This is a genomic window from Nocardia sp. CDC159, assembly GCF_023740735.1.
GTDB classification, from domain to species: domain Bacteria; phylum Actinomycetota; class Actinomycetes; order Mycobacteriales; family Mycobacteriaceae; genus Nocardia; species Nocardia pulmonis.
In genome coordinates this window covers 1-19,263 of sequence record NZ_JAMRXH010000024.1, presented here as the reverse complement: position 1 = coordinate 19,263, position 19,263 = coordinate 1, and the positions used below count along the sequence as shown (strand labels likewise).

Here is a 19,263-nt window from a genome sequence, read left to right as displayed (position 1 = left end):
GTGCGGGAACGGGATGGCATGCGGCCGAGTGCAATTCACACCCGATGGCAGAATATTTCAATGCCCGCCGGTCGGTATCGAATCAGCTTGGGGCGCAATACGTTACGATGATCTAGTTACCTGCGTGATCCACCTGCGCTTACGCAATCGAAACAGTCGGTCGCGGACCTCGATGTACCGCAAGATATCTCGGAACAGGGGCGGGTCGGGGGAACACCGACATGACTTAACCGTAACCACCGGAAGGCCTTTCCGTCGACCCCTATCGATCACTTATTCGGGCCAATTTCGGTTGTCATGTCGTGCGAAATCGCGGTTTCCCGCAATTAATTTCCGAACGGATTCAATTCTCGCTCGTAGCTACGAACGGTTGTTGATTTCCTTGTCGACCCGTTCGAAGACCTCGGCGATCACAGCCAGTTGCTCGGGGGTGAGCAGGTCGATGAAGTCGCGGCGCACGGCGGCCACATGGCCGGGGGCGGCGGCGCGCAGCCGCCGCATGCCCTCCTCGGTGAGGTGGGCGCGCACGCCGCGGCCGTCCTCCTCGGTGCTGGTGCGCCGGACCATGCCCTGCGCCTCCATCCGACGAATCTGATGGGTGAGGCGGCTACGGGAGGACAGCACGCCGTCGGCCAGATCGCTAATGCGCAGCGACAGGTCGGGCGATTCCGACAGCAGCACCAGGATGCGATATTCCGGCAGGGTCAGGTCGCTGTCGCGTTGCAGCTGGCGGTTCAGCTCCGACATCAGGCGCTGGTGGCCGTCCATATAGGCCCGCCACGCGCGCTGCTGAGCCGAGCTGAGCCACCTCGGCACCGGTGCCGTGCGACCGCTCGGTTCGTCAGCCATACGGTCATTCTATTAGCCGCAAGAAAGTGTCAGAATCCCCGGTCAGCGCGCACCCGACAGCAGGGTGCGATCGAGGTCGGCGACGGTGGCACAGCCAGAAAGGCCCATGCTCGCATCGAGATCGGCGAGCAGCACCCGCAGCGCGTGCCGCACCCCGTCGCGCCCCGCGAGCCCCAGGCCGTAGGCCCACGGCCGCCCGTACAGCACCGCCTTGGCGCCCAACGCCAGCGCGATCATCACATCGGAGCCGGAGCGGATGCCGGAGTCGAACAGCACATCGGCGCGATCGCCGACGGTGGCGACGATCGCGGGCAGCGCGTCGAGCGCGGCCGCCGCGCCGTCCACCTGCCGGCCGCCGTGATTGCTCACCACCACCGCGTCCGCACCCGCGTCGACGACCAGGCGGGCGTCGTCGGGATGCAGCACGCCCTTCACCGCGATCGGCAGATCGGTCCATTCCCGCAGCCGAGCGATGTCGGCGGGGCGCAGCCCGTGATTGCCGAACAGCCCGACCCAGGTGAGCACGGCCAGCCGCAGCGCGTCCTCGCTCTCCTCGGGCGGGGTGGCCAGCCGCGCGCGAAAGACGGGATCGGACAGATAGTTCGCCAGTCCCTTGCCCTGCAGGAACGGCAGATGCGCCAGCTCCAGATCGCGCGGACGCCAGCCCATGCTCGGGGTGTCGGCGGTGACGACGATCGCCTTCGCGCCCGCCTTGCCGGCCCGCTCGACCAGCGAACGGGCCAGCTCGTGATCGCCGGGCCAGTAGAGCTGATACCACCACGCCCCGGCCGCGGCGCCGACCTCCTCGATCGTGGCGGAGGCGGCGGTCGAGAGCACCATGCCGATGCCGAGTTCGCGGGTCACCTCGGCGACCACCGTCTCGCCCCGCTCGTGCAGCAGTTCCAGCACGCCGATGGGCGCGGTCAGCACCGGCGCGGCGAGCGTGGTGCCCAACACCTCCACCGACAGATCGCGCGCCCCGGGCCCGCTCGCGCCGCGCCACATGCGCGGTAGCAGCCGATGCCGGTCGAAGGCCGCGAGGTTCGCCGCAGCGGTGCGCTCCGCCGACGCGCTACCCGCCACATAGGCGAATGCGGCCGGATCCAGAACCTGGCGGGCGCGCTGCTCCAACCCCGCTGCCGTCATAGGTAATTCGGGCACGGCGCCGGTGAGTCCGGCCAGGTAGATCTCGTTCTGGAAATCGGCGAAACTGCTCACCCGGCCCACGCTAGTCCGCGATCCGCCGCACGTCCGCGTGTTGGGCGCTCCCGCTCGGGTATTCGACCGGCGAGCGAAAGGAGGTGTGAAATGGTGGAAATGTCCGAAGCGGAGCGCTTACAGGATCTACGGCGGCGCGCCGCGGCCGCGGGAGTGCCCGGCAGCGCGGAGATGACCCCCGACGAGTTGCGCGAGGCGCTGGGCAAGATGGCCAAGGGCGCGGACGCCGAGACCGCCAAACGCGAAGCGGTCGAGCAATAGTCGTAAGGTCACGATATGCGCGCAGTGACACTCGACGGATTCGGTGGACCCGAGGTGATGCGGTGGGCGGAGGTGCCCGACCCGCCGCCGCCCGGGCCCGGCGAGGTGGCGATCGACGTCACCGCGGCCGGGGTGAACCGGGCCGATCTGCTGCAGCGCCAGGGGAACTATCCCCCACCGCCCGGGGCGAGTGAGCTGCTCGGCCTGGAATGCTCCGGCGTCATCGCGGAAGTCGGTGCGGGCGTCCAGGATTGGCGGCCGGGCGATCGGGTGTGCGCGCTGCTGTCCGGCGGCGGCTACGCCGAGCGCGTCGTGGCCCCCGCCACCCAGGTGCTGCCGATTCCGCAGGCCCTGGACACCGCGGCCGCCGCGGCGCTGCCGGAGGTAGCTGCCACCGTGTGGTCGAACCTGGTTGTGCGCGCCGGACTGCACGCCGGGCAGCTGCTGCTCATCCACGGCGGCGGCAGCGGAATCGGCACGCACGCCATTCAGGTGGCGGTGAGCCGAGGCGCGCGGGTCGCGGTGACCGCGGGCTCGGCGGGCAAACTGGACCGCTGCAAGCAGCTCGGGGCCAATATTCTGATCAACTACCGCGAGGAGGACTTCGTCGCGGTCCTCGGCGAATTCGGCGGCGCGGACGTCATTCTGGACAATATGGGCGCGGCCTATCTGGGCCGCAATATCGAGGCGCTCGCCCCGGACGGCCAGCTGTGCGTCATCGGCATGCAGGGCGGGGTCAAGGGTGAGCTGAACATCGCGACCCTGGTGGGTAAGCGCGGCACCGTGCACGCCACCAACCTGCGCCGCCGCCCGGCCACCGGGCGCTCCAGCAAGGCCGAGATCATCGCCGAACTGCGTCGCCACCTCTGGCCGCTGATCGCCGACGGCACGATCGCCCCCGTGGTCAGCGCCGAACTTCCGGCCACCGAGGCGCCCGAGGCCCACCGCCTGCTCGACTCCGCCGAGACCGTCGGCAAGGTGCTGCTGCGGATTCGCGACAATTAATCGAGCGCCGCGAGCGCCCTGCCCAGCTGGTCGATCTCGAATTTGGTGGTGTAGGGCGCCAATCCGATCGTCACCGCGCCGCCCTCGTCGTTGACGCCCAGCGCGTCGAGCAGGCGGCTGCCGCCGTGCACACCGCTCAGGGTGCCGATGCGGTGGTCGGCCAGGCGCGCGGAGACCTTCTCGGCCTGCATGCCCGCGATGGTGAAGCTGACCGTCGGGATCCGGGTCGAGGCGCGGCCGATCACCGTGAGATTCGGGATGCGGTCGAGCACCTCCATCAGGTGTTCGAACAGGTGGTCGTGATAGTCCTGCAGCGAGGTGATCGAGACCTCCAGCCGCTCCCGGCGGGTGCCACCGGCCTGTTCGTCGAGTCCGGCCAGATAGTCGATCGAGGTGGTCAGCCCGGCCAACAGGGCGTACTGATGTCCGCCGACCTCGAGCCGCTCCGCACCCTTCGCATACGGGTTGAGCGACATCGACGGAATGCGATCCAGGAAGGCCGGATCGCGGAACACCAGGGCACCGATCTGCGGCCCGCCCCAGGCCGGGGCGGACAGCGCGACGACATCGGCATTGAGCTCGTCGATATCGATCAGCGCGTAGGGCGCGGCGCCGAAGCAGTCGGCCACCAGCAGCCCACCCACCTCGTGCACGCGATCGGCGGCCACCCGCACGGCGGGCGCCGACCCCACGATCGGGGAGGCGGCCGTCAAGGCCACCAGACGTGCGGTGGGCCCGATCAACTCCTCGAACTGCCAGGCCGGCATTTCGCAGGTCTCGATCTCCACTTCGGCCCAACGCACATGCGCCCCATAGCGATTGGCGATCCGCAGCCACGGCGCCACATTCGCCTCGTCGTCCAGGCGCGACAGCACGATCCCGGTCCCCAGCCCCAGCCGCGAACTCAGCGATTCGGCCAGCCAGGCCAGCAGTACCGCGCGGTCCGGTCCCAGCACCACTCCGGCCGGGTCGCCGCCGACCAGATCCGCCACCGCCTCGCGCGCGGCGTCCAGAATGCCCGCGCTGCGCTTGGCGGCCGCGTGGCGATTGGTATGGGAGAAGGCGGAGGTGCGGAAACCTGTTGAGACGGCGCGAGATACCGAATCCGGCACCAGCATGCCCGCCTGCGGGTCGAGGTGGATCCAGCCGTCGCCCAGGGACGGTATCAGGCCCCGAACCCGCGCGACGTCGTAAGTCATGTGGGCCACTCTAAGGGCAGCGGGCGAGTCGGCGTAACCGTGTCAGCGGCAACCGAGCGACCGGGCGAGATATCACGCAGCATGGCGACCGACTTTCCTGAAGAAACCGAACCACGAGGCAGACGAGACCGCAACAGAATACTTGCGGTCACAAACGTACATACCCCCAATGGGCACCCTCCCCGACTTAGCGCGATGCGCCGGGACGGGACATGATGGGGATCATGACGCACTCGGACGGAGCACCGGATTCCATCGTGGTGATCGGGCCCGAAGGCCGCCCCTTGATCGTTCCGGCAGGCGCGCAGGGCGAATCGCCCGTCAGCGGCCAGGTCGTGGGCGAGGAGGGCGAGGAGGCCAAGAACAGCAAGGACGAATCGCTGGCCGATATGGTCGAGCAGCCGGCCAAGGTCATGCGCATCGGCACCATGATCAAGCAGCTGCTCGAGGAGGTGCGCGCGGCTCCCCTCGACGATGCCAGCCGCACCCGGCTCAAGGAGATCCACAAGACCTCGATCCGCGAACTCGAGCAGGGCCTGTCGCCGGATCTGCGCGACGAACTGGAGCGGCTGGCGCTGCCGTTCAACGACGATTCGGTCCCGTCCGACGCCGAATTGCGCATCGCCCAGGCCCAGCTGGTGGGCTGGCTGGAAGGGCTGTTCCACGGCATCCAGACCGCGCTGTTCGCCCAGCAGATGGCGGCCCGCGCCCAGCTCGAGCAGATGCGGCACGCGCTGCCGCCGGGTATGCAGGGTCAGCGCGAGGGCGGCCAACACGGTGGCGTCACCGGCGGCGGGCAGTACCTGTAGCCCGACCTCGGCATCGGGCCGATAGCGATGCGATCGGCCCGGTTACCAACCTGCGCTAAGGTCGAGCACTGTGCCCGCAGCCGCTCCAGCCGATTCGGCGACCGCCGAACAGCACCCTGTCGACGCCTCGGAACCGCTAGTGTCTGATTCGCAATCGTTCGCGCGCGCGTTCTCCGACTTCCGGAGCGGTTTCGCGCAGCGGGAGCTGTGGCTGTCGCTGGGCTGGCAGGACATCAAGCAGCGCTATCGCCGATCGGTGCTGGGGCCGTTCTGGATCACCATCTCCACCGCCGTGCAGGCGGCCGCCATCGGGCTGCTCTACGCGACTCTGCTCGGTCAGCCGCTGCGGGAATATCTGCCCTATGTGACGGTCGGCATCATCGTCTGGAACGTCATCGAGGCCAGCATCCTCGAGGGTTCGGACGTGTTCATCGCCAACGAGGGCCTGATCAAACAGCTGCCCTCGGCGCTGAGCGTGCACGTGTACCGGCTGGTGTGGCGACAGTTCCTGTTCTTCGCGCACAACCTGGTGATCTACGCGGTGATGCTGGTCGCCTTCGGCGTGTGGCGCAATCTGCACTGGACCGCGCTGCTCGCGATCCCGGCCATCGGGCTGATCTTCCTCAACGCCATGTGGGTCTCGATCGCGTTCGGCATCTTCAGCACCCGCTACCGCGACATCGCGCCGATCCTGGGCAGCCTCACCCGCATGCTGTTCGTGCTGACGCCGGTCATGTGGTCGGCGAAGGTGCTGCACGATCAGGGCGGCTCGGTGAGCGAGCGGGCCCGGCTGATCGAGATCGTCCCGACCTACCACTACCTCGAGATCGTGCGCGCACCGCTGCTCGGCGACCCGATCGCGCCCCGGCACTGGCTGATCGTGCTGGCGATCACCGTGGTGGGCTGGGCAGCGGCCATACTGGCCATGAAACGATTCCGTTCCCGCGTCCCCTACTGGGTGTGAAGGCTCGATGACCGACCATGTGAGTATCGAAACCCGCAACGCCTGGGTGGAGTTCCCGATCTTCGACGCGAAATCGCGGTCGTTGAAGAAGGCGTTCCTGGGCAAGGCCGGTGGCTCGATCGGACGCAACAAATCCGATGTCGTGGTCGTCGAGGCGCTGCGCGACATCACGCTGTCGCTGCGGGAGGGTGATCGGGTCGGCCTGGTCGGGCACAACGGCGCGGGTAAATCCACCCTGCTGCGGCTGCTCTCGGGCATCTACGAACCGACCCGCGGCAGCGCGCGGGTGAGCGGGCGGGTGGCCCCGGTCTTCGATCTCGGCGTGGGTATGGATCCGGAGATCTCCGGCTACGAGAACATCATCATCCGCGGCCTGTTCCTCGGGCAGACGCGTAAGCAGATGATGGCCAAGGTCGACGAGATCGCCGAATTCACCGAATTGGGCGAATATCTGAACATGCCGCTGCGCACCTACTCCACCGGCATGCGGGTGCGGCTGGCGATGGGCGTGGTGACCTCGATCGATCCGGAAATCCTGCTGCTGGACGAGGGCATCGGCGCGGTCGACGCGGAATTCATGAAGAAGGCCCGGCACCGGCTGCGCGATCTGGTCGCCCGCTCCGGAATCCTGGTGTTCTGCAGCCATTCCAACGAATTCCTCGCCCAGCTCTGCGATACCGCGATGTGGATCGACCACGGGCAGCTGAAGATGCAGGGCGGGATCGAGGAGGTCGTGCGGGCCTACGAGGGGCCCGAGGCCGGTGACCACGTGGCGCAGATCCAGCGCGAGCTGGAAAAAGAACGGGAACTGGAGCGTAATTCCGCATGAGTCGCATCGGCGAATCGGCCAAGATCATCGCGGTGGTCGTCACCCACAAACGCCGGGAGCTGCTGGCCGAATCGCTGCAGGTGCTCTGCGCCCAGACGCGTCCGGTCGACCACCTGATCGTCGTCGACAACGCCAACGAGCCCGAGGTGGGTGAGCTGGTGCGGCAGCAGCCGGTGGAATCGACCTATCTCGGCTCGGAACACAATCTCGGCGGTGCGGGCGGTTTCGCGCTCGGCATCCTGCACGCGCTGACGCTGGGCGCGGACTGGGTGTGGCTGGCCGACGACGACGGGCGACCCGAGGGCCCGGAAGTGCTTGCGACACTGGTCGATTGCGCGCGGCGGCACGATCTTGCCGAGGTGTCGCCGGTGGTCGCCGACATCGACGATCCGGACCGGCTGGCGTTCCCGCTGCGGCGCGGCGTGGTGTGGCGGCGGCTGCGCTCGGAGCTCGGCGACGAGGATTTCCTGCCCGGCATCGCCTCGCTGTTCAACGGCGCGCTGATCTCCGCCGAGGCGGTCGACGTGATCGGCGTACCGGACCTGCGGCTGTTCGTGCGCGGCGACGAGGTCGAGGTGCATCGCCGCCTGGTGCGCTCGGGCCTGCCGTTCGGCACCTGCCTGCGGACGGCGTATCTGCATCCCAACGGTTCGGCCGAGTTCAAGCCGATCCTGGGCGGACGCATGCACACCCAGTACCCGGACGATCCGGTCAAGCGCTACTTCACCTACCGCAACCGCGGCTATCTGATGTCCCAGCCCGGCATGCGCAAGCTGCTGCCGCAGGAGTGGGCGCGCTTCTCCTGGTTCTTCCTGGTGCAGCAGAAGGATCCGGCCGGGCTGGCCGAATGGCTGCGGCTGCGGCGGCTGGGGCGGCGCGAGCAGTTCCACAAGCCCAACTAGCGCGGCGAAAAATGGATTGCGGTCCGCGCGGCGGGCTGTCATCGTTGTATTCACACAGACAGTGAGCGTCGGAAGGTCGAAGGAGGTGGAGTACGTGAAGACGGATGTTCGGGTTGTCGTGGGCTGGCAGCGACTCGGTAACGAAAGTCGCGCCGCCGCATGTACTTCCACCTTCTCACCCATTCACTGAGCCCGTGTCCGGGCTCGGTGCCCGACGAAAGATGGCTCCCCATCATGGTCGATTTCGACCGACTCGTTCCCTACGGCTGGAATGCAGCCGTCTCCGCCGAGTACGCAGGACTGCTCGACACCGGCTGGGTCCCGGCCCGCGTCATCCGAATGGATCGCAGCGAGTGCGACGTCGCCACACCAACAGGTCTCGCACGCGCCCGCTGCCCGCGGGCGGATACCAACGTCAGCGGCCTGTGTACCGGCGACTGGGTGGCACTGGATGCCGAATCGACCGTGCGGCAACTACTTCCGCGACGCACCGCGATCGTGCGGGCGGCGGTTTCCGGACGGTCCGAGGCGCAGGTGCTCGCCGCCAATATCGATACGGTGCTGGTGTGCGGTGCCGCCGACGGTGATGTCGATCTTGGCCGGATCGAGCGAATGTTGGCACTGGCCTGGGAATCCGGCGCCCAGCCGGTGGTAGTGCTGACGAAAGCCGATCTGGCCGTTGATATTCCGATCGATAGCGTGCGCGCGGTCGCCCCCGGCGCCACGACGCTCGCGGTGAGCGCGAACACCGGCGCGGGAATGGACGTGCTGACCGCGGTACTCGACGGCACGGTCGCGCTGCTCGGCCCCTCGGGCGCGGGCAAGTCCACCCTGGCCAATGCGCTGCTTGGTGAGGAGGTGTTCGCCACCAACGAGGTTCGCGCCGCCGACAAGCGCGGCCGCCACACCACGGTGCACCGCGAGTTGCGGCCGCTGCCCGGCGGCGGCACGCTGATCGACACCCCGGGTCTGCGCTCGGTCGGCCTGTGGGACGCCTCCGAGGGACTGGGGCGCACCTTCAGCGATATCGAATCCCTCGCCGCCGATTGCCGTTTCGGCGATTGCGCGCACGTGAGCGAGCCCGGCTGCGCGGTGCTGGCGGCCATCGATTGCGGTGCGCTTCCCCAGCGTCGCCTCGACAGCTACCGCAAACTCCAGCGCGAGAACGAATGGCTGGCCGCGCGCACCGATGCCCGGCTGCGCGCCGAACGGCTGCGGATGTGGAAGAACATCGAGCGCTCGCAGCGGGTGGTCCATCGCGAGCGGCAGTCGCGGCGACGGTAGCTCGATCGACCCAGGGCGGCCGGGATCGCAGCGTCGTCCCGGCCGCCCGTTTATGCAACTGGTTGCATACTGTCCGGAATTGGGCTTAGCCTGCATGCTGGGGTAATTGCCACAGACGGGAGTAGGGCTATGACCGAAGCAGCAAAGCCGCTGGCGGGACGGACGATGATCATGTCGGGCGGCAGCCGCGGGATCGGCCTCGAGATCGCCAAGCGGGCCGCGGCGGACGGGGCCAACATCACGCTGATAGCCAAGACCGATACCCCGCATCCCAAGCTTCCCGGCACCATCCACACGGCCGCGGCCGAGCTCGAGCAGGCGGGCGGGTCGGTGCACAAATTCGTGGGCGACGTACGCGACGACGAGGCGGTCGCGGCGGCCGTGCGCGAGACGATCGAGCGGTTCGGCGGCATCGATATGGTCGTCAACAACGCCTCGGCCATCGACCTCTCGCCGACCGAACTGCTGCCGATGAAGAAGTACGACCTGATGCAGGACATCAACTGCCGCGGCAGCTTCCTGCTGTCCAAGCTGAGCATTCCGGCCCTGAAGGATTCCGCCGCGGCCGGGCGCAATCCGCACATCCTGACCCTGTCCCCGCCGCTGAATCTGGATCCGAAATGGGCCGGACAGTCGCTGGGCTACACCATCGCCAAATACGGCATGTCGCTGACCACCCTGGGCCTGGCCGAGGAGTTGCGCGAGTACGGCATCGGCGTGAACTCGCTGTGGCCGCGCACCACCATCGCGACGGCGGCCGTGCGCAATCTGCTCGGCGGCGAGGAGATGGTGTCCACCTCGCGCACCCCCGACATCTACGCCGACGCGGCGTATCTGGTTCTCACCTCCCCCGCCAAGGACACCACCGGCAATTTCTTCATCGACGAGGATGTCCTTGCGGCCCATGGCATCACGGATCTGGACAAGTACCGCGTCACCCCCGGTGACGGACCGTTGACCACCGACCTGTTCCTCTGAGTCAAGACCCCTCAATCGCGGGCTCCCCGGCCCGTAACGCCGACGTACCGGTCGAACGACCTACTGGTGCAACGCGTTTCGGGTCGGGGTTACCGATTGGGAGTGATACACATGGGTCAGCGGTCGATGGTCGGCCTCGGCATCGCCTCTCTGGTGGTCGCGGCGGTCGGCGTCCTCGCCCCGCAGGCTGCCGCCAGGGAATTGGCGCCGGGTCTGGACTGCGAGCGGATCACCTGCCGCAACGACACCGACGACAGGTACCGCCTCGAGATCGAGGTGACCTGTTGGAACGGCCCCCGCACCGAGATCCGCTACATCACCGCCCACAGCACCCGCTATCTGGACGATCTGTCATGCCCGCCGATGGCCCGGCCCGGCACCACCGAACAGGATCCGCCGACCACGCGGCCGGACGGCACCTGGGAGCATCCGATGCCCCGCCAGGTGCCGGGCGAGCTCATTCCGCAGGTGCCACAGCGCATCGAGTATCGCGGCGCGGTGGTCGAGAACGTTTTGCAGCCGCAGCAGCAATCCGGTTCGGCCGCACGCTGATTCGTCACGCCTCGGATTCGGCGAGTTCCTTCAGCGTGCGCAATTGCTTGCGCATCATGAGGAAATCGCCGAATACGAGCGGGGCCAGCAGCGCCGGGGGGCCGGGAAACCGGGCACGCACGTGCAATCTGGTGCCGCCCGCCTCCGCGCGCACCGCATAGGTGACCGCGACGATCGACGCGTGCAGGGTGATGTGTTGCGCGGGCGCGAAGGAGGTCAGCCGGAACTGGCCCATGAAGCGCTGCCCCACGGCGAGCTCGGTCAGCTCCGGGCAGCGGCGGCGCGGGCTGCGGCGGCCGAAGTTGTCGAGCAGGTCGTAACTGTATGGGGCGACCCGCAATTGACACAGCCAGGCGTAGACGAGCTCGGGTGGGGCGGCGATGGAGAGGGCGCGGTCGCATACCGTCGCCGCGTCGGGAAAGTCGGCGTCGCAGGGCAATTCGAGATCCAGCTCCGCCGGGCGGGCGCCCCAGACCTGCCCCGGAAGCGTGCGGCCACGCCGTTCGGCCGCCCTGACGATGCGGCGCAGGATGGCGCGAACGATGATGCCATGCCCGCCACTGTCGATGACGAGCTTGCGATAGATCCACCCGCCGATACCGGGAAAGTCGGCGCGGGTCTCAGCGCTGATCAGGGTGTGCTCGGCGGCCGGTTGCTCGAGGGTGATGATCAGCGCGTAGCGCGAGAACCGATGACTGCCCTCCAGCACCAGTCGTCGCGGCTCGTCCTTCTCGGTGATGTCGAACGTTCCCCCGTCCCGTTCGGCGGCGGCGCCCAGGCCGCGCCACAGCGCGTCCCATACCCGTTCCCGATTCGTTGCGGCTATCCTCGAATGTCGGTCGATATAGGACAAGCGCTCCATATAGAAGGAACGTACTAGTAGATGGCTCCGCCCCGCAAGCACGACACCGATGTGATCCTCGACGCCGCGCGCACCCTGGTGCTGCGCGACGGACCCCGCGCGGCCAGCGTCGCCGCCATCGCCGCGGCCAGCGGTGCGCCGGTGGGCACGCTGTATCACCGCTTCGGCAATCGCAACGGGGTGCTGGTCGAGACCTGGATCCGTGCGCTGGATCGGTTCCAGCGGCGGGCGATGGCGGCGGGCGACGAGCCCGATCCATTGGACGCGGCCGTCGGAATGGCCGCTGCCACCATCGAATTCGGCCGCGAGCTGCCCGAGGACGCCCAACTGCTGTTACAGCTGCGCCCCGGCGACCTGCTCGACGGGGCGCCCGACACCGAGCTGCGCGCCCGGCTCGACCGCATGAACGCCCCGTTGATCGAGCGCATGCACGTGCTGACCGAGCAGCTGTACCAAGCCGACGACGAACAGACCGTCAATCGAGTGGTCCTGGCCGTCGTCGACCTGCCCTACGCGGCGCTGCGCCGCCACGCACGCGCCGGGAAGATCCCCGCCTGGCTGGCCGCCGAGGTCGCCGACGCGACCCGCACCCTGCTCACGGCTCGCTAGCCGGTCACTCCGAGGCGTTCTTCGCCGGAATCCCGTACAGCCGTTCCCAGTTCTCCCGGCTGGTCAGTTCCGGCATGGCCGCGCGGTACTGGCGGGTGAGGGTCGGTAGTTCGCGGCGGAGTTGGCGCAGCACCCGCCAGGTGCGCAACAGCAGGGCGCGGGCACGGGCCTTGTCGCGCTTGCGGATTCGCACGCCGGACTGCGAGGCGTCGGTGACCACGACATGGTCGAACAGCGAGACGTGCCACCAGTAGGCATCCTCGCGGGTGACGCCGGTCAGGCCGGGCTGCACGCGGCCGGTCCACTGCTGGATCGCGCGCTTGATCAGGACCAGCACCGGCCGACTCGGCTCGCCGTTGGCGCGGCGCAGCCGGAGCTCGGCATTGCGGATCGGCGCGGTCGCGGCCGGATGCTTGATCGTCTCGGCGTAGTCGCCGCGGGTGGAGCGGGCCGCGGCCAGTGCCGCGATTCCGCCGTCCCGCAACGCCTTCGGGCCCTTCAGATAGTCCTCGATGCCCTGCAGCGTGGTGTGTGCCAGGCCGTACTGCATGGCCACCAACATCTCGGAGATCTCCCGGAACAGCTGGCGGGTGATCTTCTTCGGATCCAGATCGCTGTGCAGCGAGGAGACGATCAGGGAGTTGCGCGAGGAGAAGTAGCGCGCCCAGTCGTCGTAGTCCTTCCAGTAGAAGTCCGCGTGCCAGACCGCCGCGCCGGGCAGCGTCACGGTCACGAAGCCGTGTTCGCGTGCGCGCAGGCCGTATTCGACGTCGTCCCACTGGAAGAAGATGGGCAGCGGCAGGCCGATGCGGGCCACCACCTCGGCCGGGATCAGGCAGGTCCACCAGGCGTTGTAGCCCGCGTCCACGCGGCGTTCCTGATGCTTCTTGAGCATGCTGGTGTTGCGCAGCGCCTTGGACACCTTCTGACCGTGCCGCAGGATGGCCAGATCGGTCTCCTCGGCGCCGACGTTGAGGTAGTCGGGATTGAGCAGGAACAGCATCTGTGCGCCGACCAGGGTCGGTTCGACGGTCAGGTTGGCGAAGGCGTTGAGCCGCAACACCGTTTCCGGCTCACACAGGATGTCGTCGTCCATCAGAATGACGTCGGCATGTTCGTTGGCCGCCGAGACCTCGTAGAGTCCGCGCGTGAAACCGCCCGCCCCACCGAGATTCGGCTGCCGGATATAGCGCAGCTTGTCGCCGAAGCTGGGCGCGGTCCGCTGGTACAGCGGCCGGTTCTCGACCAGATCGGTGCCCTGATCGACCACGTACACCGCATCGATCGCGTCGAGTACGGCCGGATCCGAGGCCAGTGCCGCCACCGTGTGGGCACAGTCCTCGGCGCGGTTGAAGGTGCAGATCGCGATCGCGACGGGCCGGACATGATCCGGGGCGGTCGCCGTCCAGGTCAGCTCGCTGATCGCGAGATCGCCACCGACGGCATCGAATTCGAGCCACAGCGCGCCGCCGTCGACGTACTGGTCCAGCGGCGCCCGCAGCACCACCCGGCCGTCGGCGCGCACGTCGGTGCTGTCGATGATGCGCCGATGCCCGGCGATATCGGAGGCGGCCAGCCGAATTCGCGCCAGGCCGCCGAGCTCGACGGACATGGCGACCTCGACCTCGGTGACCGTGGTCCAGCGCTGCCAGTAGGCGGCGGCGAACCGGCCGAAGTAGGTGTTGGTGTGGGCGCGCGCACCCTTGTCCAGCCGCAGGCTCAGCCGCTCGCGGTGTGCCTTGCCGCCCTTGACCACGGCGTACAGCTCATCGCTGACCTTCGGGGACGGTCCGGTGAATACGCCGCGCGCCAGCACCAGTCGCTCGGGGGCCTGGTGGTCACCGCGCAGCGTGGCGGGTGCGGGGTCGGCGATACGCCGGTCGTTCTCGGATGCGGTCACGGCCTGGCCAGCCGACTGGTCCATATTGGATTCCCTCGTAATCCCTCGGTGATCGAAAGCCGGCGAACGGGATGGTCCGCTATGCGCGGCCGGCTGAGGATATCAATGCGCTTCGGACGCGGCATCGCGAGAGGTCGCGCCCGTGAAGACGAATTTGTCATAGGCCCAGTAGCGGAACAGTACCGCCACGATCTGCCCGATCAGGGTGCCCGAGATGTTGTCCGACAGCGGCGTCGACAGGTCCAGCACATAGCGGGAGAAGCCGAGACAACCCAGCTGCAGGGCGATGGCGACGACATTGAACACCGCGTAGAGCAGATATTCGCGGGCCGCGCTGCCGCCCTTCTTGTGCGCGAAGGTCCACCATTTGTTGCCGAAGTAGGTGACGACCGTGGCCACCGCGATGGCGATGATCTTGGCGGGCAACGGGGCGTGGAACAGCGGCCCCTCCCCGCCGGCGAACACCAGCAGGTTGTAGGTCCCGGCGTCGACCAGGAAGCCGATCGCCCCGACAACGAGGAAGGCCCCGCCCTGGCGGACGGCGGCCAGGATCTTGGTGAGCAACGGCGCGCCGGGCGCCGCCTCCTCGATCACGATCTCACTGCCGGACACCACGCCGACGGTACCGCATGGGGCAGGATGGGTATTCGACACAGGTGAGGGTTACCCAACGCACCCGCCGGGCCCCCCTGTACCCTCCCGGTGTTCGTAATTTCACCGTCCGGTTCGAAATAATGAGGGATTGACGGGGTGGACCCCACCGAGCTTCGTATCGCCGCAGTGGTGCCCTGCCACAACGAAGAGGCCGCGGTCGCAAAGGTCGTCACGGACCTCAAGGCCGCCGTGCCGGGCATCGTCGTCTACGTCTACGACAACCTCAGTACCGACGCGACCGCCGAGCGCGCCCGCGAGGCGGGGGCGATCGTGCGCACCGAAACCACCAAGGGCAAGGGCAATGTCGTGCGCCGGGCCTTCGCCGACATCGAGGCCGACGTCTATCTGATGATCGACGGCGACGACACCTACGACGCCTTCGCCGCGCCGCTGATGATCAAGACCCTGCTCGAGGGCCCGTACGACCACGTGTTGGGCGTGCGCAAGCAGGACGAGGGCGCGCAGGCCTACCGCGCGGGCCACGAGACCGGCAACAAGGTGCTCAACGGCGTGGTCGGCAAGGTGTTCGGCGAGAACGTCGAGGACATGCTGTCCGGCTACCGGGTGTTCTCCCGGCGGTTCGTGAAGAGCTTCCCGGCGGTGTCGCGCGAATTCGAGATCGAGACCGAGCTGACCGTGCACTCGCTGCACCTGCGGGTGCCGAAGTCCCAGGTGCCCGTCGGCTTCCGCGATCGCCCAGCGGGCAGCGAGAGCAAGCTGCGCACCTACCACGACGGGTTCAAGATCCTCGCGCTCATCACGAACCTGGCTCGCCACGAGCGGCCCGTCGCCTTCTACGGTCTGTTCGGCACGCTGGCCTGGCTGGTCTCGGTGATCCTGATCGTGCCGATCGTGATCGAGTTCTATCGGATCCACGAGGTGCCGCGATTCCCGACGCTGTTCCTCGGCTTCACGTTGCTGCTGCTGGGCAGCCTCGCGTGGACCGCGGGCCTGATCCTGGACGGCATCCGCCGCTCCCGGCACGAGGCCGCGCGGCTGATGTATCTGCGCTACGCCGCGGTGGGCGCCGAATCGCCCGAACGGGTCGGACAGGCCAACTGATGACGACCCAGGCCGAGCCGGAGACGGCCGACCAGCCACCCGCCCTCGCCGAACAACCCGGTGCCGTCGCCTCCGCCCCGGCCGCTCTGGGCCGAGCAGCGGGCTGGGCCCAGCGCCATCTCGGCCTGGGCACGGTCGCCTTCGTCGTGGTCGCGGCGGTATTCGGCGCGATCTTCTCGGTACTGACCCCGGCGTTCTGGGGACATGACGAGATCACCCAGTTCGGCCGGGCCTATCAGGTGGCCCACGGCGGCTTCACCCCGCACCGCATCGCCGACGATCGCGGCGTGGCCTACGGCGGCGACGTCCCGTTGAGCATCGACGGGCTGATGAACTACGCCTTCGACGACTACAACCACAATGCGGGCGAACCCGATCCGATGGTCGAGAATCCGGCCGCCTACGACCTGCTGGGCGCGGCGCCGGTCACCTCGGCGACCAAGCCGGTGTGGTTCACCAATACCGCCGCCTATTCGCCGGTCCCGTATGTGCCCGCGGCCGTGGGCATTCGGCTGGCGCAGGCGCTGGATCTGAATGTCGGCGCGACCGTCGAGCTCACCCGGCTGGCGGGGCTGGCGGCCTATCTGCTGATCGTCGGCTTCGCGCTGCGGGCGCTGCGCGCGCATCGGATGCAGTGGCTGGCGTTCACGGTGGCGGTACTGCCGATCGCGCTGTTCCAGGCCGGGACCGTCACCGCCGACACCATGACCAACGCGCTGGCGATCCTGGTGTCCTGCCTGCTGGTGAAGGGCCTGTTCCTGGGCGCGGAGCTGACCCGGGCGGAGACCGCCGCGGCGCTGGCTGCCACCATCGCGCTGCCGCTGAGCAAGCCGACCTACGTGCTGCTGGCCATGCTCGTGGTGCTGATTCCGGCGCGGCAGTACCGGTTCGGCAACTGGCTGCGCTGGCTGCCGTGGGTGTGCGCGGCGGTGGGCGCCGGATTGTTCGCGGCGTGGATGAAGATCGCCGCACCGACCGGCGACGGGATGGGCCTGATGCGGCCGCAGGCGCAATGGCATTCGGTGCGGCCGGGCGATCAGCTGCACGAGATCCTCGGCGATCCGGGGCATTTCCTCGAGGTTTTCACCGACAGCATCTGGTATCGCGATCAGCGCTGGTTCACCCAGTTCTTCGGTGAGCTCGGCTTCGCCTATATCGACGTGCCCGCGCTGACGATGCTGGCCTGCCTGCTGGCGTTCGCGGTGAGCGCCGGTGTGGCCGAGCGGTTCTCGACGCCGCGGCTACGCACGGCGATCGTCGCGCTGACGGTGCTGGCCAGCGTAGCGATGATCTACGTGACGCTGTACATGTCGTTCTCGCCGGTGAACTACTACCTCGTCGACGGCGTGCAGGGGCGGTACTTCGTGCCGCTGGCGATCGCCGGATTCGCCGTGCTGTTGCGGTGGATGCCGTTGCGGCTGACCGATATTCGCGGGGAGACCCCGATGCGGGGCCCCGCGATCACGGTCGTGGTGGCGACGGTCGTGGCACTGACGGCGGCGGTGCTGAAATACCACTTCCTGGTCTGGGGCTAGAGCACGCGCTCGCCCGCGGCGGCGTAGGCGCGCTCGGTGGCCTCCTTCTGCGGACGCCACCAGTTCTCGTTCTCGCGGTACCAGCGGATGGTGGCGGCCAGACCGGTGCGGAAGTCGGAGTAGCGCGGGGCCCAGCCGAGTTCGGTACGCAGCAGGGTGGCGTCGATGGCGTAGCGCTGATCGTGACCGGGGCGGTCGGTGACGTGGTCGAAATCGCCCGGATCGCGGCCGAATTCGGCCAGGATCAGCTGGACGACGGATTTGTTGTCGAGTTCGCCGTTGGCGCCGATCAGATAGGTTTGCCCGATACGGCCGCGCTCCAGGATGGTCCACACCGCGCGGTTGTGGTCGTCGACGTGGATCCAGTCGCGCACCTGATGTCCGGCCCCGTACAGCCGCGGGCGCACCCCGTCGATCAGATTGGTGATCTGGCGCGGGATGAACTTCTCCACATGCTGGTACGGCCCGTAGTTGTTGCTGCAGTTGGAGATCGTCGCGCGCACCCCGAACGAGCGCACCCAGGCCCGCACCAGCAGATCGCTGGACGCCTTGGTCGCCGAATACGGGCTCGACGGGTTGTAGGGGGTGGACTCGGTGAAGGCCGGATCGTCGGACGCCAGATCGCCGTACACCTCATCGGTCGAGATGTGGTGATAGCGAACGTCGTGGCGACGCACCGCCTCCAGCAGCGTGTAGGTGCCGACGATATTGGTCTGCACGAACGGCCACGGGCGGGCCAGCGAGTTGTCGTTGTGCGATTCGGCCGCGAAATGCACGACCGCGTCGGCGCGCGAGACCAGGCTCTCGACCAGGTCGGCGTCCGCGACATCACCCCGCACGAATTCGATGCGGTCGGCGACCGGCTCGAGGGAGGCTCGGTTGCCCGCGTAGGTGAGCGCGTCCAGCACGGTCACGCGGGTATCGGGCCGTTCGACGACGGTCTGGTGGACGAAGTTGGCGCCGATGAATCCCGCGCCCCCGGTTACGAGCAATCGCACGATCATCCACCCTAGCCGGGCCGGGGCCGGGCGCGCACCGTCCGGAAATGAAATACCGCGCGACCGGTCCGTTGGATTATTTCCGAACGGAAGGGAATTTCCTGGAACAATACGCTGCGGATGACAGCCAGCAGCATCTGAGGAGCTATTTTCCGGGGCGGCAATCCCGGCGATGGGTGTGACCTTCGTCACTCTGCTTACCGCGTTATTAACCAACCGTGAGTTGAGTATCGTTCGTGTAAACCTAACTGATGCTGGGTGTTTCGCCCGCACGACAGTCCGCAAGGACCGAATGGTGAACAAAATTTGAATGCGCGGACACAGTAGGTTCACCACACGTTAGCGGAGCTGGATTTCGATTCCTCATGTCCCCCCGAACCACTCTCTACCGAGGTTCCACAAAAATGCTGATGAGGAAATTCGCCGCGACGTCGGCACTGCTGATCGCCGCGCTCGGCGTGACCGCCGGCACCGTGAACGCGGCCCCGGCCGCCGATGAGGGCGTCGTCAACTACAAGGCGACCACCACCGAGAAGTCCACCGAGATTGCCACCGATGCCGGGTCGCTGGTGGTCGAGGACGGCGTGTTCAAGATCAAGGCCGCCAATGGCGCCGTGCTGGCCGGAACGGATCTGAAGTTCCGGGTCGATGATTTCGAGTTCCCGATCGCTGCTGAGATCTCCGATCGCAAGGCCACCCTGACTCCGCAGTTCGATATGGAGCACGCGGTGTACAAGCCGGTCGCGCTGCCGTTCGAGGAGTCCGCGCCGTGGAAGACTCCCTACGACCGCGA

At 67.7% G+C, this 19,263-nt stretch carries 19 protein-coding genes and 1 pseudogene; 13 read left to right on the top strand and 7 right to left on the bottom strand.

Annotated elements, in window-relative coordinates:
- Positions 1-360 precede the first annotated feature (360 nt).
- Together NDR87_RS33980 and NDR87_RS33975 are read right to left on the bottom strand one after the other, a co-directional pair.
- The gene (locus NDR87_RS33980; RefSeq protein WP_251918016.1) at positions 361-849 is read right to left on the bottom strand and encodes a MarR family winged helix-turn-helix transcriptional regulator; all 489 of its coding nucleotides are present in this window, start codon (positions 847-849) and stop codon (positions 361-363) included.
- 42 nt (positions 850-891) lie between these two features.
- On the bottom strand, positions 892-2,067 hold the full coding sequence (locus tag NDR87_RS33975) for an alpha-hydroxy-acid oxidizing protein (protein ID WP_251918015.1): 1,176 nt from the start codon (positions 2,065-2,067) through the stop codon (positions 892-894).
- 90 nt (positions 2,068-2,157) lie between these two features.
- Here NDR87_RS33975 and NDR87_RS33970 point away from each other — a divergent pair, with 90 nt between their 5' ends.
- Entirely contained in the window at positions 2,158-2,328 is a 171-nt protein-coding gene (locus NDR87_RS33970) for a hypothetical protein (RefSeq protein WP_251918014.1), read from the top strand.
- A gap of 15 nt (positions 2,329-2,343) precedes the next feature.
- Positions 2,344-3,333 carry an NAD(P)H-quinone oxidoreductase gene (locus NDR87_RS33965; RefSeq protein ID WP_251918013.1) on the top strand — a complete coding sequence of 330 codons (990 nt, stop codon included), beginning with the start codon at positions 2,344-2,346 and terminating at the stop codon, positions 3,331-3,333.
- On the opposite strand, the gene NDR87_RS33960 is transcribed toward NDR87_RS33965, so the two are convergent.
- Positions 3,330-4,532 (bottom strand): cysteine desulfurase-like protein, encoded by a 1,203-nt coding sequence (locus NDR87_RS33960; RefSeq protein WP_251918012.1) that lies wholly within the window; start codon positions 4,530-4,532, stop codon positions 3,330-3,332. The genes NDR87_RS33965 and NDR87_RS33960 overlap by 4 nt on opposite strands.
- A 224-nt stretch (positions 4,533-4,756) precedes the next feature.
- On the opposite strand from NDR87_RS33960, the gene NDR87_RS33955 reads away from it, so the two are divergent.
- The 7 genes from NDR87_RS33955 (at position 4,757) to NDR87_RS33925 (ending at position 10,850) form a co-directional block, all read left to right on the top strand.
- Entirely contained in the window at positions 4,757-5,341 is a 585-nt protein-coding gene (locus NDR87_RS33955) for a bacterial proteasome activator family protein (protein ID WP_251918011.1), read from the top strand.
- A 70-nt stretch (positions 5,342-5,411) separates the two neighbouring features.
- Positions 5,412-6,305 carry an ABC transporter permease gene (locus NDR87_RS33950; protein ID WP_372494382.1) on the top strand — a complete coding sequence of 298 codons (894 nt, stop codon included), beginning with the start codon at positions 5,412-5,414 and terminating at the stop codon, positions 6,303-6,305.
- Between the two features lie 7 nt (positions 6,306-6,312).
- Positions 6,313-7,134 carry an ABC transporter ATP-binding protein gene (locus tag NDR87_RS33945; protein ID WP_251918009.1) on the top strand — a complete coding sequence of 274 codons (822 nt, stop codon included), beginning with the start codon at positions 6,313-6,315 and terminating at the stop codon, positions 7,132-7,134.
- Entirely contained in the window at positions 7,131-8,036 is a 906-nt protein-coding gene (locus NDR87_RS33940) for a glycosyltransferase (protein WP_251918008.1), read from the top strand. The genes NDR87_RS33945 and NDR87_RS33940 overlap by 4 nt, the downstream gene beginning before the upstream one ends.
- Before the next feature lie 234 nt (positions 8,037-8,270).
- Entirely contained in the window at positions 8,271-9,320 is a 1,050-nt protein-coding gene (gene rsgA / locus NDR87_RS33935; RefSeq protein WP_251918007.1) for a ribosome small subunit-dependent GTPase A, read from the top strand.
- A 129-nt stretch (positions 9,321-9,449) separates the two neighbouring features.
- A complete protein-coding gene (locus tag NDR87_RS33930; protein ID WP_251918006.1) occupies positions 9,450-10,298 on the top strand; it encodes an NAD(P)-dependent oxidoreductase in 849 nt (282 codons plus the stop codon).
- 111 nt (positions 10,299-10,409) lie between these two features.
- Complete coding sequence (locus NDR87_RS33925; protein WP_251918005.1) at positions 10,410-10,850, top strand: hypothetical protein; 441 nt, start codon at positions 10,410-10,412, stop codon at positions 10,848-10,850.
- A 4-nt stretch (positions 10,851-10,854) separates the two neighbouring features.
- Here NDR87_RS33925 and NDR87_RS33920 read toward each other — a convergent pair whose 3' ends face one another.
- Positions 10,855-11,712: a hypothetical protein gene (locus NDR87_RS33920; protein ID WP_251918004.1), complete on the bottom strand. Its 858-nt coding sequence runs from the start codon at positions 11,710-11,712 to the stop codon at positions 10,855-10,857.
- Positions 11,713-11,733: 21 nt separating this feature from the next.
- On the opposite strand from NDR87_RS33920, the gene NDR87_RS33915 reads away from it, so the two are divergent.
- Positions 11,734-12,321, top strand: a complete 588-nt coding sequence (locus NDR87_RS33915) for a TetR/AcrR family transcriptional regulator (protein ID WP_251918003.1) — start codon at positions 11,734-11,736, stop codon at positions 12,319-12,321.
- Between the two features lie 4 nt (positions 12,322-12,325).
- Here NDR87_RS33915 and NDR87_RS33910 read toward each other — a convergent pair whose 3' ends face one another.
- Together NDR87_RS33910 and NDR87_RS33905 are read right to left on the bottom strand one after the other, a co-directional pair.
- Positions 12,326-14,245 carry a glycosyltransferase gene (locus NDR87_RS33910; protein ID WP_251918002.1) on the bottom strand — a complete coding sequence of 640 codons (1,920 nt, stop codon included), beginning with the start codon at positions 14,243-14,245 and terminating at the stop codon, positions 12,326-12,328.
- 78 nt (positions 14,246-14,323) lie between these two features.
- Positions 14,324-14,833, bottom strand: a complete 510-nt coding sequence (locus tag NDR87_RS33905; RefSeq protein WP_251918001.1) for a GtrA family protein — start codon at positions 14,831-14,833, stop codon at positions 14,324-14,326.
- Positions 14,834-14,971: 138 nt separating this feature from the next.
- On the opposite strand from NDR87_RS33905, the gene NDR87_RS33900 reads away from it, so the two are divergent.
- Both NDR87_RS33900 and NDR87_RS33895 read left to right on the top strand, forming a co-directional pair.
- Positions 14,972-15,937 (top strand): glycosyltransferase, encoded by a 966-nt coding sequence (locus NDR87_RS33900; protein ID WP_251918000.1) that lies wholly within the window; start codon positions 14,972-14,974, stop codon positions 15,935-15,937.
- The gene (locus tag NDR87_RS33895) at positions 15,937-17,472 is read left to right on the top strand and encodes a DUF2142 domain-containing protein (RefSeq protein WP_251917999.1); all 1,536 of its coding nucleotides are present in this window, start codon (positions 15,937-15,939) and stop codon (positions 17,470-17,472) included. Before NDR87_RS33900 ends, NDR87_RS33895 begins: the two co-directional genes overlap by 1 nt.
- Here the strand turns inward: NDR87_RS33895 and rfbB are convergent.
- A complete protein-coding gene (rfbB, locus tag NDR87_RS33890) occupies positions 17,469-18,470 on the bottom strand; it encodes a dTDP-glucose 4,6-dehydratase (protein ID WP_251917998.1) in 1,002 nt (333 codons plus the stop codon). The genes NDR87_RS33895 and rfbB overlap by 4 nt on opposite strands.
- 404 nt (positions 18,471-18,874) lie before the next feature.
- Here rfbB and NDR87_RS33885 point away from each other — a divergent pair.
- Positions 18,875-19,263 (top strand): annotated as a pseudogene (locus NDR87_RS33885) (hypothetical protein); the annotation flags it as partial.

Excerpts from the sequence above, each read along its gene's own strand:
- NDR87_RS33980 (WP_251918016.1), bottom strand. The coding sequence starts at position 849 with ATGGCTGACGAACCGAGCGGTCGCACGGCACCGGTGCCGAGGTGGCTC.
- NDR87_RS33970 (WP_251918014.1), top strand. The coding sequence starts at position 2,158 with ATGGTGGAAATGTCCGAAGCGGAGCGCTTACAGGATCTACGGCGGCGC.
- NDR87_RS33965 (WP_251918013.1), top strand. The coding sequence starts at position 2,344 with ATGCGCGCAGTGACACTCGACGGATTCGGTGGACCCGAGGTGATGCGG.
- NDR87_RS33960 (WP_251918012.1), bottom strand. The coding sequence starts at position 4,532 with ATGACTTACGACGTCGCGCGGGTTCGGGGCCTGATACCGTCCCTGGGC.
- NDR87_RS33955 (WP_251918011.1), top strand. The coding sequence starts at position 4,757 with ATGACGCACTCGGACGGAGCACCGGATTCCATCGTGGTGATCGGGCCC.
- NDR87_RS33945 (WP_251918009.1), top strand. The coding sequence starts at position 6,313 with ATGACCGACCATGTGAGTATCGAAACCCGCAACGCCTGGGTGGAGTTC.
- NDR87_RS33940 (WP_251918008.1), top strand. The coding sequence starts at position 7,131 with ATGAGTCGCATCGGCGAATCGGCCAAGATCATCGCGGTGGTCGTCACC.
- rsgA (WP_251918007.1), top strand. The coding sequence starts at position 8,271 with ATGGTCGATTTCGACCGACTCGTTCCCTACGGCTGGAATGCAGCCGTC.
- NDR87_RS33930 (WP_251918006.1), top strand. The coding sequence starts at position 9,450 with ATGACCGAAGCAGCAAAGCCGCTGGCGGGACGGACGATGATCATGTCG.
- NDR87_RS33925 (WP_251918005.1), top strand. The coding sequence starts at position 10,410 with ATGGGTCAGCGGTCGATGGTCGGCCTCGGCATCGCCTCTCTGGTGGTC.
- NDR87_RS33920 (WP_251918004.1), bottom strand. The coding sequence starts at position 11,712 with ATGGAGCGCTTGTCCTATATCGACCGACATTCGAGGATAGCCGCAACG.
- NDR87_RS33915 (WP_251918003.1), top strand. The coding sequence starts at position 11,734 with ATGGCTCCGCCCCGCAAGCACGACACCGATGTGATCCTCGACGCCGCG.
- NDR87_RS33910 (WP_251918002.1), bottom strand. The coding sequence starts at position 14,245 with ATGGACCAGTCGGCTGGCCAGGCCGTGACCGCATCCGAGAACGACCGG.
- NDR87_RS33895 (WP_251917999.1), top strand. The coding sequence starts at position 15,937 with ATGACGACCCAGGCCGAGCCGGAGACGGCCGACCAGCCACCCGCCCTC.